The organism is Sphingobacterium spiritivorum ATCC 33861, from assembly GCF_000143765.1.
In the GTDB taxonomy this organism is placed as follows: domain Bacteria; phylum Bacteroidota; class Bacteroidia; order Sphingobacteriales; family Sphingobacteriaceae; genus Sphingobacterium; species Sphingobacterium spiritivorum.
This window is the reverse complement of sequence record NZ_GL379771.1, coordinates 215,181-233,221: the sequence shown is the minus strand read 5'-3', so window position 1 is coordinate 233,221 and position 18,041 is coordinate 215,181. Positions and strand designations below refer to the sequence as shown.

Annotated in this window: 11 protein-coding genes; 2 read left to right on the top strand and 9 right to left on the bottom strand. The window is 39.2% G+C overall.

Features of this window, described 5'->3' with window-relative positions; all coding sequences use genetic code 11:
• Positions 1–56: 56 nt before the first annotated feature.
• Positions 57–518, bottom strand: a complete 462-nt coding sequence (locus tag HMPREF0766_RS11135) for an Lrp/AsnC family transcriptional regulator (RefSeq protein WP_002997106.1) — start codon at positions 516–518, stop codon at positions 57–59.
• A 235-nt stretch (positions 519–753) separates the two neighbouring features.
• Between HMPREF0766_RS11135 and HMPREF0766_RS11130 the strand changes: the two genes are divergently transcribed.
• Positions 754–1,842, top strand: a complete 1,089-nt coding sequence (locus HMPREF0766_RS11130) for a PLP-dependent cysteine synthase family protein (protein ID WP_002997104.1) — start codon at positions 754–756, stop codon at positions 1,840–1,842.
• Between the two features lie 108 nt (positions 1,843–1,950).
• Positions 1,951–3,591 carry a protein-disulfide reductase DsbD family protein gene (locus HMPREF0766_RS11125; RefSeq protein WP_002997102.1) on the top strand — a complete coding sequence of 547 codons (1,641 nt, stop codon included), beginning with the start codon at positions 1,951–1,953 and terminating at the stop codon, positions 3,589–3,591.
• Positions 3,592–3,659: 68 nt separating this feature from the next.
• Here HMPREF0766_RS11125 and HMPREF0766_RS11120 read toward each other — a convergent pair whose 3' ends face one another.
• The 8 genes from HMPREF0766_RS11120 to HMPREF0766_RS11080 all read right to left on the bottom strand — a co-directional run bounded on the left by HMPREF0766_RS11120 (position 3,660) and on the right by HMPREF0766_RS11080 (position 18,037).
• Positions 3,660–4,589, bottom strand: coding sequence for a hypothetical protein (locus HMPREF0766_RS11120; RefSeq protein WP_002997100.1), 930 nt, complete (start codon positions 4,587–4,589; stop codon positions 3,660–3,662).
• A gap of 507 nt (positions 4,590–5,096) precedes the next feature.
• A complete protein-coding gene (locus HMPREF0766_RS11110; protein WP_002997098.1) occupies positions 5,097–6,410 on the bottom strand; it encodes a hypothetical protein in 1,314 nt (437 codons plus the stop codon).
• Positions 6,407–6,931 (bottom strand): redoxin domain-containing protein, encoded by a 525-nt coding sequence (locus tag HMPREF0766_RS11105; RefSeq protein ID WP_236590406.1) that lies wholly within the window; start codon positions 6,929–6,931, stop codon positions 6,407–6,409. The genes HMPREF0766_RS11110 and HMPREF0766_RS11105 overlap by 4 nt, the downstream gene beginning before the upstream one ends.
• Positions 6,932–7,034: 103 nt before the next feature.
• Complete coding sequence (locus HMPREF0766_RS11100) at positions 7,035–8,726, bottom strand: SusD/RagB family nutrient-binding outer membrane lipoprotein (RefSeq protein ID WP_002997092.1); 1,692 nt, start codon at positions 8,724–8,726, stop codon at positions 7,035–7,037.
• Positions 8,727–8,758: 32 nt separating this feature from the next.
• Positions 8,759–12,100 (bottom strand): SusC/RagA family TonB-linked outer membrane protein, encoded by a 3,342-nt coding sequence (locus HMPREF0766_RS11095; protein WP_236590407.1) that lies wholly within the window; start codon positions 12,098–12,100, stop codon positions 8,759–8,761.
• A gap of 412 nt (positions 12,101–12,512) precedes the next feature.
• Positions 12,513–14,297 carry an alpha-L-fucosidase gene (locus HMPREF0766_RS11090; protein WP_002997089.1) on the bottom strand — a complete coding sequence of 595 codons (1,785 nt, stop codon included), beginning with the start codon at positions 14,295–14,297 and terminating at the stop codon, positions 12,513–12,515.
• A 44-nt stretch (positions 14,298–14,341) separates the two neighbouring features.
• The gene (locus HMPREF0766_RS11085; RefSeq protein ID WP_002997087.1) at positions 14,342–15,370 is read right to left on the bottom strand and encodes a sialidase family protein; all 1,029 of its coding nucleotides are present in this window, start codon (positions 15,368–15,370) and stop codon (positions 14,342–14,344) included.
• A gap of 3 nt (positions 15,371–15,373) precedes the next feature.
• Entirely contained in the window at positions 15,374–18,037 is a 2,664-nt protein-coding gene (locus HMPREF0766_RS11080; RefSeq protein WP_002997084.1) for a glycoside hydrolase family 3 N-terminal domain-containing protein, read from the bottom strand.
• Positions 18,038–18,041: the final 4 nt, after the last annotated feature.

Below are 18,041 nucleotides of genomic sequence, written 5' to 3'. Positions count from 1 at the left end.
ATCACCGTATGTTGTCAGGGAGTTGAAGAAGACCAGTTAAGGTGATGTGTTATTGCCTAAAGCGGATAAGCTGTTTCGCTTTTAGTTTCTGAAAGCACAAAGTAGGTTTGGACGGTGCTGACATGCGGTAGTACTGAAAGTTTATGCCTTAAAAACTGATGATAAGCATCCATGTCCCGTGTGGCTATCCGGAGCATAAAGTCATAGGAACCTGCCATCTGATAACATTCCATTACTTCCGGAAATTTAGCTACTTCCCGCTCAAACTCATTGAGTACATCTGCAGTATGTGCCTTCAGAAAAACCTGTGAAAAAGAAATTAAGCCCATCCCGATCCGGTGCCTGTCGAGAATAGCTACGGTTCGCTTTATATAGCCCTGTGCTTTTAATTTTTTGACACGTTCGTGTATTGCCGGAATAGATTTGTGAAGCTGAAAAGCTAATTCCTTATTACTCAGTGTGCTGTCCTTCTGAAGGATGCGGAGGAGCTTTAGGTCGGTATCATCAAGAACTGACATCTTTTCTTTTTATTGATTTGATACCAATATATGTATTGTTTCTGAATAAAAAACTATTTTATTTAAATATTCCTTAAATTTTATTGTTTTTCATGTTGTCTATTGAATAATATATTGTTTAAAGTCAATTTTGCTTTTGTTTTAGAAGCTGCTGCTGCCTGTAAGAATTATGATTTTCCGATCCTAAATAAATCAAGAGGTCGTCTGTAAAGTAAAATTAGATAATATAAAGTAAATGAAGTTAAAATCAATAAGTGAATGTCTTTCACCTGAACTGGATAGCAGGTTTACACACTTATGGCATCTGGTTGGTAACACCCCTATGTTGGAGCTGCATTATACCTACAAAGGTAAGCAGGATAAGATTTATGTAAAATGTGAAAACTACAACCTGACCGGCAGTATAAAAGATCGTATGGCTTTGTATATTCTTTACAAGGCATATATGAATTGTCAGATTCGTCCGGATGATGTGATTGTAGAAGCAACAAGTGGTAATACAGGTATTGCATTTTCAGCCATTGGTAAAGCTCTTGGGCATCAGGTCAAAATCATTATGCCTGATTGGCTGAGCAAGGAACGTATTGATATTATAAAAAGTATGGGTGCTGATATTCAGCTTGTAAGTAAGGAGGAGGGAGGTTTTCTCGGCAGTATACGTATCAGTGAGGAACTGGCTGCGGGGGGAGGGGTATTTCTTCCCAGACAATTCGAAAACCAGTTCAATGCGGAAGCGCATGAACTGACTACAGGAAGAGAAATAGCTTTACAACTTTCATCTCTGGGTTTGGTCGCTGATGCTTTTGTTGCGGGGGTAGGTACCGGTGGTACGGTGATGGGTGTAGGAAATTATCTGCGTGTGCAGAATCCTAATGTGCGCATACATCCGTTAGAACCGGCAGAAAGCCCTACATTATCTACAGGCCATAAAGTTGGCTCGCATCGTATTCAGGGGATTTCAGATGAGTTTATTCCGGCTATAGTCAAGCTTGATAGTTTGGACAATGTTATTAATGCCTGTGATGGAGATGCTATCATAATGGCTCAGAAGCTGGCACGGGAGCTTGGACTTGCCGTTGGTATCTCTTCCGGAGCCAACGTAATCGGTGCAATCAAACTGAAAGAAGAAATGGGGCGGGATGCTACTGTAGTTACGCTGTTGTGCGATGACAATAAAAAATACCTGAGTACGGATCTGGTACGTAATGAACCTGTTAAAGAAGGTTATATCTCTACTGATCTTAGTTTTACAGGATTTCATCCTGTATGCCGTTTAGAAAAGCCTCTGTTTGGCAACACGCTAAAAGAATACAATAATATGTAATGTTTATTAAGGGATTCAACTCAGGATGATGTATTCATCCTGAGCGAATCTGATGAATAAACCACCTGATAATAATCAACCTAAACCTATAACCTAATTTCATTGCAAATGAAAAATATCTTTAAATGGACCATCTGGATTATGTTACTGATACCGATGGTCTCTCTGGCACAGGAACTGGATTCAGTATCACTGGAAGGTCTGGAGTTTGTTGAGATGGAGCCAACAAGCGATTCTGCTTCTGTTGCTGTTTCCGATACAACTAAACATGAAGATGCTTTACCAGTGTCGCAGGTTCCAAAAGCTGCAGACTCTTTGTGGAGTATATTTATCGCCGGACTGATCGGAGGTTTTACGGCATTTCTGATGCCCTGTATTTTTCCAATGGTTCCGCTCACGGTTAGTTTCTTTACCAAAAAGGCGGGAAGCAGAGCGAAAGCAATTGGACAGGCGCTACTTTATGGACTTTTTATCATTATCATCTATGTTGCATTAGGAATGATAGTGTCCATCGTGTTTGGTTCGGATGCACTGAATGCTCTTTCCACAAACGGAATATTTAATTTCTTCTTTTTCCTTTTGCTGGTTGTCTTTGCAGCATCTTTCCTTGGTGCTTTTGAAATAACGTTGCCCAGTTCGTTTGTCAATAAAATTGATGCTAAATCTGATAAGGGTGGATTAGTTGGCTTATTCTTTATGGCATTCAGTCTGGCTGTAGTTTCCTTTTCCTGTACAGGACCTATAATCGGGACATTATTGGTGGACGCAGCATCTAAAGGAGACCGTATCGGCCCGGCTATAGGTATGTTAGGCTTTTCTGTAGCTCTGGCTATTCCGTTTGCACTCTTTGCGATGTTCCCTTCCCTGTTAAAATCAATGCCAAAGTCCGGTGGATGGCTCAATAGTGTAAAGGTTGTCCTGGGATTTTTGGAACTGGCTTTTGCGCTGAAATTTTTATCCAATGTGGATCTGGCTTATCACTGGAACTGGCTTGACAGGGAAGTATTCCTGTCGCTATGGATTGTGATCTTCGGGCTCATGGGACTATACCTGATCGGAAAGATCAAATTTTCACATGACAGTGATCTCCGGTTTCTTTCCGTTCCCAGAACTCTGATCGCCGTTATTGTCTTTTCTTTTGTGATGTATATGGTTCCCGGATTATGGGGCGCTCCTCTTAAATCGATCTCCGCATTTCTGCCGCCTTCTGCCACCCAGGATTTTGATCTGACAACAGGTATTTCTTCCGGTATCTCTGCGGCACATGACGGTAAGGTCAAGAAATATGCTGAGATCTTTCATGAAAGAGGTACACCAAAAGGTTTTGATCCTTACTATGACTATGCACAGGCATTAGAAACTGCAAAAGAGAGCAATAAACCTGTATTGATTGATTTTACAGGTTGGAACTGTGTTAATTGCAGGAAGATGGAAGCAAACGTATGGACGGATCCGCGTGTCGCTAAGTTACTGAAAGAGAAATTTGTAATGGCAGAACTTTTCGTGGATGATAAAACAGAACTGGCCGCAGATGAACAATATGTATCTAAGTTTAGTGGTAAATCCATCAAAACGATTGGTAATAAAAATAGCGATTTTCAGGCATCTGCATTTAATAGTAATTCGCAACCCTTGTACGTAATCGTCGATCCGAATGGAAAGGTCTTGATTCCTCCAACCGGAGCAGACTATAATATAGATAACTATATCAAATTTCTGCAGGCAGGACTGAATCAGTTTAAGAAGTAGTCAACAAACAGTGTACTCAATCTATTTCAGCTTGAGTACATTCATTAAAAAATAAGCAAATCTTCCTATTAATTTCTTACGGGTGCTGTACCAAGAGATAAGTCGATATCAGGTGAAATCATCATTGAAGGTAATCCTGATTGTCTGATATATGCAGCCAGTTCGTAAGGAGAAGAAATAGTATTTGGTAAATAAATATCTAATTGTTCAAATATTTGTTTTGTCAAATGCGCACTATTGTAACTATCGATTGAAAATTGAGGGGGTATTCCGTTATTATATAATGTATTGAGAACGCCGTTTAATATAAGTTTCGGTAATGTAAATTTTACTTTTAAAACATACAGCATTTCGCTGTTGTCAAAATATACGGAAGGAACAGACTGATATGTATAAATGGGTATATTGGCAGGATAAAAACCAACTGTTCTGCTTTTACCATTACTCTCAAAGCCAAAAAAACATGTCCCGTTCATTCTGTTAGCTCCGTCACTCAGCAAGATGTATACTGTAAAGTTTGTAGAACTATATTGATTAAATACACTCAGTTCGCTCTCCAGACTGGAAATGGAATTGACACCGAATACATTAAGAATTAATACTGGGTCAGATTCATATGGATCGTAAACTCCTCTCTGTACCACAGGGTATGAATTATTCTGTTTACAGAACAGTTTTTCATGATATAATTTAATGGTTTCTTTATTTTTAAGGTTCAATAAATAAGAGTTTCCCGGACATTTAAAATTTGCTACATACCAATAGGATGTTTGCCAAACACTGACACAGCCCTGATCATCCAAACCATACATTATTTTACGCTCTGTATTTCTACATGATACGTTTATTTCTTCGGGAGGATAAGTGGCCTTTGCAGTGTTAAGGGGCAGAGTTTCTTTTTCAGTGATATTACTGTCTTCTTTACAGGATACTGTTACAAGGGTTAACACAAAGGATAATACATAATAGACTGCATACAAAACAAAATGCTTTTTCATAATATTTAAGTTTTAATAAATTGATTTTATGAAAGAACATTTTGAAAGAGAAATTGTTTTCTTGCGGAAAGAATGTATCGAGATGTGTTAATACATGATTTGAAACAAAAGCTGGCTGACAATATTATGAAATTATCAGCCAGCTTTTCACTAACTAAAGGCTTTCCGCATCATTAATACTAATTCTATAATCTTTAATATTCGTAATTGAACTTATATTTATAAGTAGGAATAAAACGAGTATTGCTATATCTATTGAATTCAGTTTTTGTGCATTCTTAAATTGTAAAAGAATAAGTGGAACTGTAAATATTAAGGAAGCAAAAAAAATAAATATACATAAGATTGAGCCTTCCAATGACTTATTAGAGGGTTAAATGCAAATGCAAAGATTAATACAATACATAGAAATATCTGACCTAAAAGATTTCCATTCTTTTCTCATATCTACTTAATATTATATCAACCAAAATTTATAAAAATATTTAATAAACTTTTGGGGTTAGCTTATTCCAATAAAATTTCTTCATCACCGGATTGATAAGGGGCATAAATAAGCAGGAATGTAAGCATTTCATCGGTGGATGTCATGTTGCCTGTAGAGTATACATATTTTGGTGGTGAATTAGGATTTTGTGGATTGTTGGCTGTGTTATCAAACGTACCAACGATATTAATTGTAGAGCCAGCAGGTACTTTAACCAATTTTTTCATTCTATACATTTCCTGCCATTCAAAATTCCATTTAGGAATATGTATAAGTGGTATGGTGTCATTGTGTAAAGTAACAGCAAAAGCCTTAAAATCTTTCCCCAGATAATGCATGTGTGGCCATACATATAACAATGATTGATCTTCAGGTGTCCTGATTTTTAATGAAAAAGTAGACTCCTGATCAGGCGGGATTACAAAGCGAGGATATATGTCTTTTTCACCAATTCCTCCTGAACCCAGACTTATAATACGAACTGGTCTTTTTGCCGGAGTTTTCTTAAAATATAGATTAACACCTATGGTTGATTGCTCATCAGCAGCAGTAGCAGAATAGTGAACTGTAAATATTACAACTCCTCTTTTTGGGAGTGTCCAGCCAAAATCCTTAGGATAGTATTCAATAGAGGCACCAGGTATCCATCCTGTATAAAATACAGGTCTGTTTTGAAAGGGCTCATATTGCATAAGCTTTTTCATATCCGTTTCTTCTGCATTATCAATATAGGGATCTCCCTGATACAGATTTACGGAAATATCTGGAACTGAACTGAACATATAGTTGACGTGATGAACTACTTTTTTATTATCGCTGTAAAATTCTACACCTTCAATATTTTTGTCTTCCAGTAATTCAAATGGGACTTTAAAAAGGACAAATCTTTCTTTGTTATTACCTTTGACAATAAAAGGTTTGTTGATTTTTAGTGTCAGGTCAGGTTTTCTATCAATGGGAGAAGTTGTTTTTGATAGCGTATTTTGTTGTTTTTTATTTCCTTGTGGGGCTCCTTTGTCAATCCATTTGATTATTTTATCTTTTTCTTCTCCGGACAACTGTCTGTTATTCGCGAAATCCTGATAGTGTGAATCCGGCATCCATGGTGGCATGTAGTTCGATTGAATAACTTCTTTGATCATGCGGGTTCTCTTTTTTACATCCTGATAAGTTTCAAGAGAGAATGGGGCTTCACTATCGGTAGATTTGTGGCAGGAAGCACATTTATTTATTAAAATTTGTCTGACATCCTGATAAGTCTGAGCACTTATATTTTGTACAGAGAGTAATGTTAACAGGAATAGGTTTAAAAAGTAGAGGAATTTTAATTTCATTGTTCTATATAGCATCCAATAGGTTTTATATAGTCAGATTGAACATTTTTATTGTTCAATAAGCTTTCTATAGCATTTTCAAGATAGTTGATAGTGGGCTGTTGTTTAGTTTTTCCAAGTTTGACTGCCCAGTCATCTATAGCCCCGTGGTAAATGATTTTACCTGATTTGTCAATGAGAAAGACCTCCGGAGTGATTGTTGCCTTTAGGTGTGAAGTGAGGTTGAACTTTTCATCTTTAATCAACATGTAGTTGATATTGTATTTGTCCTTAAAGTTTTGGTATTCTTCAGGACCGTGTTCTTTTCCAGGAAATACACCGACAAAATTAATTTTGCCGGTGTATTTGTTATAAAGATTGGATATTGTTAATGTATATTTTTGGCTTAGAGGGCAATCGCTTGAATAGAATATAAAGACATGTGGTTTATTATTGAGATTCACAAAGTCATAATCTTTATTTTGTAATGTCTTCACAGCATTTATTGACGAGTAATCCAAACTTAATTGTGCTCCAGTCAAATTTTTTCCGAAAAGAAGAAAGATTACTATTATAATGTATCTCACCTTATTTATCTTAATATATTACTCTTCATTAATTTTATCTAGCCAATTTACATATTTTCTATTGAACATCCCACCAGACACGGCCTCTAATATCGTTTGGTGTACCAAATCCCGGAATATTAATCATATCATCAATAGCCTTATTGATGTTTTCAGCATTCATATTTGTAGGGAATGGTCGAGCAATAGAGAATCTTCTTGGCATTTCCAACACAGAACCAGAACTGGTGAAGACTTCTGCTTTGAAAAGATTTCCATTTACAGAAGGGTAGCCAGTTCTTTTTACTAATGCCCAGGCTTCATTATTATTTTTGAAGTAATTGATATATTGCTGAATACATATTTGTTCAAGAGCATTTGCCTGATTAAATACAACACCTGGACTTGCTTTGTATGCCGTTACTTCTGCAGGAGTCAATGCCTGATAACCTGTTATTTTTGCTGTTGATGCAGCTTTATCATGTTCAGCCAATGCAGCGTCGATACCCTGATAATACAAGTTTTGGACATCTGCAGGAGTTCCGTAAATATTACGTTGAGCAAGCTCAGCTCTCATAAACAATACATCAGAATAATTGATTATCGGGAATGTCATGTTCCCATTATTCGGAGTACTATTGAAATAGCTTGAACGGATAGATGACGGCAATCTTGCTCCGGTTACATCTTGATTATTGAACTTGTATGTTATAGCCGTAAAGTATGTTGCCTTTGTCGGATCCAATGATGCATCAGGGCTGATATACTGTCCGCGATATAATTGTCCATCCCAAACAAAACTAGCCGGGATTTTACCTTGTGCCTGTGCAGCTTCAAAACGTTCTTTTGTAAAGTGTGATGGTTCGTAGTAAATACGGATACGCGGATCACTTGTTTTCCACATAAAATCTACCATGTTTTTTGAACCTGAAACTGTTCGCTGGTTAGTCGGATTATCTTCAGCTCCTGTGAATCCGCTTCTGGCAATAAATTTCCAGGATTCACTGTCATTGCTGATAACTCCGGCAGGGTCGCCCAACACTTCTGCAGCGATTGCACGAAGCTTTTCAGGATTACGCTTCATCAAGCGCATAGCTATTTTTAAACGGAGACTGTTTGCCGCTTTAATCCATTTTGTAGCATTTCCATCATAATAGATGTCATAGCCAGCCAAATTTACTTGTGGAGCAGAGGTAGGAGCCTTCAGTTTTTCTACGGCAGCTTTTAATTGTGCATCCAAAATATCATAAAGCTGCTCCTGTGTATCATACTTAGGAGTTAATAGAGGTGGAGTTGTATAACGGGCTCTAAATGCTTCAGAATAAGCTATACTACCATATACATCTGAGGTATACCAAGCAAAATAAGCGAGAGGAATATCTACAATAGCATTAAGATGTGTATAAGAGGCTTGCTTATCTGCCGGAAGTTTTTTAATAACTTCTTTGATATCGAACAATCTGTTACCTACACCGTTGTAAAACATATTCCAGCGGACACCAATATTACCAGACGCCTGATAAGAGCCTTCGGTATTACCTGCTCCAATAGAAAATGTTTGTGACCAATAATAAATACCTAGGTAAAGATCATAATAACGTTCCCTTCCATTGTTATGAATGGATAATAATCCAGTGGGAAGTTCATATTCTGGTGGAATATTCAATACAGCATCCGGATCTGTATTCAATTCCGAAAATTTATCTCTTCCACATGAGGCTGCGATTGCTATCACAAAAAAGAGGGTTAATATTTTGATTGTATTTTTCATTTCTGTAAAATTAAATTTTGGTTACCTACACACTAGAAACTACCATTGATACTAAAACCAAACCGACGAACATAAGGCATTGCCGATCCTTCATTCATAGCACCTGAACCACTGTCATTAATACTATACGGATTAAAATTATCAGGCGCACTGTTGTATATAAAGAATAAATCATTACCATATACTCCAACACGTAATCCGTTCATTTTTAATTTTTTAGCAAATGTTGACGGGAGGTCATAGTTTAAGCTAACTTGTTGTACTGAAACCCAAGAAGACTCATACATAGAACGCTCTCGGATACCACTAAACCAGGAGTGTGAATTACTGTAATACGCTGCTGCACTTGCCGGACGCATATAACCAGCATCTACCGCTTCTTGATGTGACATACCTGAGATGTCTACGACTTTACCACCGAAATTTACGGTAGTTCCTTGTTTATAAATACCATCAAGAATAACCCCGTCATTTCTTGCAACACCTGCAGCGGTTGTAAATGCTACACCTCCAAATTCTTCTGAACGACCAGGTAATGTACTTTTCAAAGTCCCCAACCATGAACCAAAGTCTTTTGTTGAAGAATACACCATTCCGCCATATTTAGCATCTACTGCGACTACCAATTGGAATGTTTTGTAGTTGAATGTATTTCTCCAGTTACCTAAGAATTTAGGTAGAATAGAGCCTAAAACCGGAGCTTTATCAATTCCTTGGGTATAATTAGCTGCGCGCTCATATATTGTAGAAGTTCCGTTAGGAGAAGAAAGTACACGCTTACCGTTAAGCGCGCTTTCTGTAGGATTTCCATTTCCATCTACAGCCTGATATTTTGCATAGGCATAGGGAGCTATAACAGTTCCATAATCTCCTCCTACTTTAGCAACAGCCTGATAGCCGTCTCCTCCACCAACTCCGATGTATTCCAATCCGAAAGGAAGAGATAAAATAGTATTGCGGTTACGAGTATAATTGAAACGAGTATCCCACGAGAAATTATCTGTTTTAACTGGTATACCAAATAAAACCAGCTCAATTCCTTTATTGCGAACCTTACCACCATTTAATAGAGCAGCAGTTACTCCTGATGTGCTTTCTGTAACGAAACTGATAATCTGATCTTTTGAATCTTGAGAATAGTATGAAATGTTAGTTCCTACTCTGTTGTTCAGCATTCTGACTTCAAGACCAGCTTCGTATTTGGTTGTGCGTTCCGGGCGTAAACTCTGATTCGGTAATGTATTACTTTGGTAGCCATAGTTAAGAACAGATCTGCCTAAGTAGTCGTTGTAAGCTCCTCCTGTTGAATATGCTCCTGTATTTGTGGTATATGCCCCTGTTCCATTACCCGTCTGTACATATGATAGTCTAAGTGCACCATAGTTGAATATAGGTAACTTGTCCTTAAACGTTTCATTAAACTTCCAGATAACATCAGCTCCTGGATAGAAATATGAATAGGTTCCGTGTCCGTCATTGTAGACTAAAGAAGAATTCCAGTCATTACGGCCATAAATATTTAAAGTTACATCATCACGGTAATCAAAAGAAGCCTGATAAAATAGAGAACCTAAATGTCTTGCATTTGGTTTTTCTTCACCAGCAATTACTCGGTTTCGCGAGTTGCTCAGACGGTAGATATCTGGATAGATTGCACCGTCAATACGTGCGTTTTGTCCTTTTGAACTGAAACTATAGTATTCCCCTCCACCTAACAACATCATGTTGAAGTCATTTATTTTTTTGGTGTAGTGTAAAGCCCCTCTAAATTGTGAAGTAAATCTACTGCTCATGCTGGTTGAGTATTCCGGATTTGCATAAGCAGAGTCACGTCCTCTGGTTCTGTTTTCATAATTACTTCCAAGGTAATTTATATTTACAAAACCTTGAAATTTCAAGTAATCTGTAAAAGGAACCTGTACATCAATGGAACCACGTACGTTATCATCATTAGTAACACGATTATTCTCATACAAATTGTACAATACACTAGAAAAACCCGTCTCATCGGCTCTGTTCCAGCCTCCTGTAGCAGCTTTATAGTTATCCATCCAGTATTTCGTGTCGTAATAGCGTGGCATTCCTGATACAAAATTGACTAATACACTTCCTGCAGACGTATTACCTGACAACATTGCATTCCCTGCTCCAACGTCTGCTGCATTACGAGCTTCACTTTTCACATAAGAAACGTTTGCATCAACAATTACTTTTCCTAACAGACGCTGAGTTCCACGGAAATTAACACTATTTCTAGTGAAATCATTGTTTGGTGTAATACCTTGAGAACCGTTTCTTGAATAGGAAAGACGGAAAGATCCCTGAGCATTACCACCGGAAATGCCTACTGTAGTATTGTTACTTATAGCTGTTCTGTAGGCATCCAGCATGTTATTAGGTTTAGCAGAAAAAACAATTTCACGACCGTCGTAATCTAATAATGTCTGTCCATTAAATCTTGGACCGAAATTGAATGCTGTAGCTGGTACCTGAAGTTGACCACTTGGTGTTTTGACAAAGTCTCTGTCTCCACCTGTTGTACCCGGGCCAAATTCATTTTGAAAATCCAACGTTTTATACGCTTGGTCCCATTGCGTATTTTGAGTGATTGTTACACCCAGTCCTCTTTGTGAAAATCCGGTTTTAGTTGTTATTAAGATAACACCACTTTGAGCCCGGCTACCGTATAATGCCGTAACTGCACCACCTCTTAATACAGTAATATTCTCAATATCATCTGGGTTAAGATCTTTTAAGATATTTCCAAAATCCTGATTTCCTCCTCGATTTGGTAACACCATATCCTGATCCATGATAATATTATCAATAACGATCAAAGGTTGGTTGTTGTAAGGATCCAAAGAGGCACTACCCCGAATACGAAAGATAGGTGTGGATTGGGGGCCGCCAACTCCCGGCTGAACCTGTAATCCCGGTACCAAACCTTGTAATGCTGTGATAGGATTAATTGCTCCTGTTCTGCGAATGTCTTCTCCTGACACTGTTGTAACAGCTGAACCGATCTGGCTTCTTTTGCGTTCAGCAAAACCTGTTACTACAACTTCATCCAAAGCTCCTTCTTCTGGAGTAAGAGTCACGTTGATTGTATTGCTGTTGGCCACTTGGATTTCCTGGGCGATATAACCTACAATGGAAAATCGTATGGTTTCTCCCTTCTGGGCTTGAATGGTATAGCTACCATCCTCTTTTGTTTGGGTTGCGCGGGAGGTGCCTTTAACAGCTACCGTTACTCCGCCTACATTCCCGGTCGTACTCGTCACTTTCCCTGTGACGGATTGTTGTGCAAATAGACTGGATATCGAAAAAACAGATACCATGACTATCATACAGCATGATGTGTAGAATTGCTTCATGTGAATTAGGTTATTTTCAGGTAATAATAATTACATAAATTTAACACAATGGGTATATAACTTCCAAATCTTTTTAAAAAAAAATAATAAGATTGTGTTTGTTTATGTATTTTTTGATTTAATCTTTGTTAATAAGTAAAGATTTAACAAAGATTTTATTGTGCTTTTCAATAAATAAATGAGATAATGTGAATATTGTAAAAAGAAGTGCTCAGAGCTATTATTTCGAGCACTTCTTATTATATGAAAGCAGTTTTCATTTACTTGTTTAGTGATGTAATAATATAGGATTATTGCATAAACGAACTGATAAAGTATATCCTAACCTAGCAAGATTTTGAGATAGTTAGGATATAAAAAAGCGATGCCCTGAATGTTAACATTCAGGGCATCGCTTTTTTATAAAGGTATTTTACCTCTCTTCCAGCCAGATTCTGTTTAACCATAGTGGTTTGGTTCCTTTTATCTGAAACCTGACTTCATATGCTCCGGCTTTTGAAAATTGAAGTGTTCCGGTAGTACTGTCTACAAATTCATCAACATAGTTATTTTCATTTGGTTCGGCTACCATTTTGCCGGTTGGCAGAATTTTCCCTTCCAGTTGATGGTTTCCTTCAGATACTTTAATTTCCACGTTTTCTTTATTCGGGTTGTGAGCGGATACTGCTACAGTATAAGTTCCTGCTTTTGGAATATATACTTTCCAGCGGATTTCTTTCGGTTGATCTATGATCAGATGGGTCGGTTTGAGACCATCATATCTGACTATTTTAAAGTCCTTATTGACCGTATTGGTGCTGTTTAATGAAAATCCTCCGAATGTCGATTCACCTGCAATATCCTTTTCTAATGTAACAGCCTGCGGAAATTCAAAAGCAACGACAGAAACAAAAGGATTACTTTGAGAAGAAGGTAATTTCACGTGGATCAAAGGTCCTGTCTGATCGAATGTTAACTTTTCTTTACTTCCATCTTCTTTCCACAATTCTACGCCTGAAGGAGTGGAACTGATGCCGCTGACACGGAGAATGTGATCCAACGGCCAGTTAAAGACATGAGCATAGACCATTTGTTTGCCGTTAACCATTTTTGTTGTCAGTTTGCCCCAGTCATGCTGATCTGTGCGAAGCCCGAGCCCTGTATTGCCATATAATGCTTCTCCGTTTTTTGTCAGCCAGTTCCCTAAATCGCGGAGCCGGCTTATGCTTTCATAAGGAACTGTTCCATCAGCACGGGGACCGATGTTAAGAGTGAAATCTCCGTTCATACTGACATTTCCGATTAATGAATTGAACAACTGTGTTGTAGATTTCCATTCATTTTCCTGTGCATTATAGCCCCAGGAGTGCGCTATGGTACCCGGAGTTTCCCAGGGGTGAGTTGTATAGGCTGTTCCGAATTGATTATCTCCCAATGTCTCAAAATCAATATTCGGGTCAGAAGCAGGTAGTCCAAGTCGGGAATTGATAAGACAATTGGGCTGAAGCTCACGTATTAAAGCAATAGCCTGATCCAGTTGTTCTTTTTTGAAAATAGTTTTTTGATACGGTATCCACATATCAAACCACATAATCGCGATATCCCCGTAATTGGTGAGCAGCTCTCTTAACTGAGGTAAAGCTTTTTCCTGCCAGTACTGATTGAATTGCGCATCGGTGACACGTCCGGTCAATTCCTGCATATGATTCCAGGCATAAGGGTGTTCCCAGTCTATCCAGTGTGAATAATAAAACCCCAGTTTCATGCCATGTTTACGGCAGGCATCTGCCAGCTCCTTGATCACATCGCGCTTGCTTCCGCTGAGTTTAGGCAGGCTGTAATCACCTATTTTGGTGTCCCATATGGCTACTCCGTCGTGGTGTTTGGTCGTGATAATGATGTACTTCATTCCGGCTTCTTTTGCCAGTAATACCCATTGTTCCGGGTTGATCTTATCCCAGTCAAAGCGGGTTGCAAGTGTGCCGTACTCCTCCTTAGAAATACGGTTGCGGTACCGGATCCATTCTGCATAATTATTTACATAACGCAGTTTTTCTCCCTTCCATAAACCTTCTGCAGCACTATAAAGTCCCCAATGAATAAACATTCCAAACCGATCATGCTTGAACCATTCGGTCCGCTTTTCCGGACTGAGCTGGGCAAAGGAGCTAAACGATAAGCTAATGAGTATGGAAAGGATAAGAAATAGTTTTTTCATCAGATCGGGGATTAGGATTAAATTCTAAATTTAGTTAATTCATATCAGATTTTTAAGATAATATGTTTAATATTCTTACGGTTGTAGGTATATGTAATATGTACCAGATCTTTGGTATCCTGTATAATCGTTGGATAACTGAATTCTCCTTTATCCTGGTCTTCCAATACCAGAATATCTTTCCAGATGATCCCATCTTTTGAATACGCAAGCCGGAGTCTGGCTCTGCCTTCCCACCAGTCTTTTCCCGGAATATCGGGATTGTAAACGATCAGAAAACCATTTTTGACACGGATAGCATCGGTAGCCGAATTGGGATTGATCATATTTGTTTTAGATAATGCTGACCAGTTTTTCCCTTCATCAGAAGACCATGAAGTCATGACAAATCCTTCTTTGCTGCGGCAAAGTACCTGAAGTCTCCCATCGGCATGCTGTAAAATACTGGGTTGAATAATGTTGAACGGGGAATTATGATCAATAGGGTAACTGGTCCATGACTTCTGCTGATCATCGCTGCGTTCAATATTTCCTATCCACCGGTCTTCAGTGACCTCTACACTGGATGGAGACAGAATAATGCCATTTGAGAGTTCCAATGGCTTATTTTTAACCGGGCCTAAAATACCCTTTGGCAACAGACGGGCTGACGACCACGTCTTGCCATTATCTGCTGAAGTCTTTACTGCACCCCACCATTCACGGGGATTCGGTCCTACTTTATAATAGAGATACAGTGTATTGTCTTCTTTTGCTTTAAACAGCACTGGATTCCAGCAGGCATAACGTACTGTATCATGGCTGATTCCATCGGCAACAGAGACCGGAGCAGACCATTTCTGACCGTCGAATGCCGAACTCCAGATGACCACATCTTTATTTCCCTCATGTGTTCCTCCAAACCAGGAAGCCCGGATCTCCCCGGAAGCTGTTTCTGCAAGAGTAGAAGCATGACATTGCGCAAAATATCTGTTTTCTTCAAATAGAAAACCTGTTTTCACCACTGTCGGCCGTATACCTTTACAAGAACCGAATAACAGGAGAACTGCACAGTATAAAATGAATCTGTTCATAGCTTATCGGATAGAAACGGTGGCTTTTAAAGGAAGATTTTTTGACGAATTGCCAATAAGTATCCGGTATTCTCCGGGTTCGATTGTCCAGTTCATCTGTTCATCAAAGAAAGCAAGTTCCTGAGGGTTCAAAGTAAAATGTATCTTCTTCGTTTCTCCGGCCTTTATAAATTCCTTTTTGAATGCTTTGAGTTCCAGTACCGGGCGGGATACAGAGCTGAGCAAATCTCTTACATATACCTGTGTTACTTCTGCAGCATCTACCTTACCGGTATTGGTTACATCTACCGAAAAACGAATAAGTTCCTGATTTGAAACTGCAGGAGTTTCTAAAGTCAGGTTTGTAAAGTCAAATGTACTGTAACTTAATCCGAAACCAAACGGATATAAAGGTTCACCGCTCAGGTGGTGATAATCATCGCCACGTCCTGTTGGATGGTGATTGTACACCAACGGCAGCTGACCTTCATGGACGGGGTACGTTATCGGCAGTTTACCGGAGGGGCTTATCTTCCCGAATAAGGTATTGGCTATAGCATGACCTCCTTCTTCTCCCGGATACCATACATTGAGGATAGCACCTACTTTATCCTTCCATGCTGTTGTCTTGATTGCAGAACCACCGACAAGGACTACCGTTGTCGGTTTATTTAATAAAGATACTTCCTGAATAAATTGTTCCTGATTGCCCTCCAGATTGAGAAGAGCACGGTCCTGAAATTCTCCTTCGTGTATTCCGGTCGTGACGATAATATAATTCGCTTCTTTCGCTTTAGCTAATGCTTCGTCATAATCTTTTTTATAATCCGGCAATCCGTAATTCCACACTAATTCAATATGGGCATTGCCACGCATTTCACGAAACTCTACGCGGATAGGGTAGCTTTTACCTTTTTCAAATGTAAACGGAGCTGTGGTGGTTGAGTAACTTTCTTTTTCCCACTTATCCACGATCAGCTTATTGTCCACATAGAGACGGTAACCATCATTTCCTTTTAATCCAATTTCATATATACCGGAGGCAGGAGAACTGATCTGACCCGTCCAGCGGATGCTGTATTGATCCATTTTAAGCTTGTCATCCGGAGAACCTAATGTCCAGCTAAAGTCTATTTTTTCATCTGTACGGGTGAAGGCCGGTGTTCCTGATACGGATGCATTGTTAAAATACTCACCTTTAAGTCCCTTCGCATTTCCTGAAGTCAGGTAAGCAGGATCTACGATACGCGTAGAGAGCAATTTCATGGTGATACCTTTGGCATACCGGATATCGAGTCCTTTTCCTTTAGCATACTCCTGTATACCCTGCAGTATGCTGACTTTACCATTTCCGGGACCACTGTACCCGCCTAATCGTGCTGCCGTAGCTTCTTCTCCTACGATCAGGATTTTTTTGTACGATGCATTAATGGGAAGGGTTTGATTCTGATTTTGGAGCAAGACAAAAGATCCTTCGGCAGCTTGTTGTGCAATAGGTTTGTTGTTGATTTGCGTAACTAATTTTTGAATATCTTTTTCGCTGACATAAGGTTGTTCAAAAAGTCCCAGTTCAAATTTAGCTTTCAATACCCGGGACACCGCATCATCAATACGGGTTTTGGAAATTCTTCCGTCCAGAAAGGGAGGCATGAACAGTTTGTAATGATCGTATTCTGTCTGGAAAATGACATCTAATCCGGCATTGATTGCCTGTGCTGATGCATCCGGATAATCTTTGGCAGTGTAATGCAATACGGTAGATCCACCAACTGCGCTGGCGTCAGAGATAATAAATCCGTCAAATTTCCATTCGCCTTTCAGTTTGTCTGTCAGCAACCACTTACTGGCTGTGGAAGGACGGCCGTCGATCAGGTTGTAAGCGGTCATTACTGAGCGGCTTTTTCCTTGCTGAAATGCTTTTTTAAAAGGTACCAGATGTGTTTCTTCTAAAAAGCGTTTATTCCAGAAAATAGGGTAGGAGTCACGTCCTCCATCTCCGACATTGGCCAGAAAATGTTTAGGTGTCGTAATAATATCCTGTTTTTCGAAAGCGCTCACAAAGGCTACTCCCATTACGGAGCTGAGGTAAGGATCTTCACCGTAAGTTTCTTCTGTTCTTCCCCATCTTACATCATTCGCCAGATTAACAACGGGTGTCAGAATTTGTCTGATACCCCTCAGGCGCGATTCGGTAGCGATTGCTGTTGCTACGTCATGCATCAGAGCAGGATCAAATGTGGAAGCCAGACCTATGGCCTGCGGAAAAGCTGTAGCGCCTTCGCGCATGAGTCCGTGAAGTGCCTCGTCAAACGGAATAATAGGAATCCCGAGACGGGACTGTTCTACGAAATACTTTTGAATGGCATTGATCTTACGCACAAGTTGTTCCGCGCCTTCATTGGCATTGTACTGTAAGAGCTGTCCGGCCGCTCCGCCACCCTGTGTACCGGCACTAACCTGAAATCCGAAGATACCGTGTTTATACTGATCTTTGGAGACATGGTCTAAATCTCCCGGAATCATAAAGCATTGCCAGAATTTTTCTTCCGGAGTCATTCGGCTTAAAAGATCCTGTACTCTTTTTTCGATTGGTTGAGCCGGATCTTTGTAAATTGGTTTTTGCTGTCCGAAGCTTACAAATGATTGAAGTAATAAAGCTGCAGAAAGCAAAACTGTTTGTTTTTTCATAAAT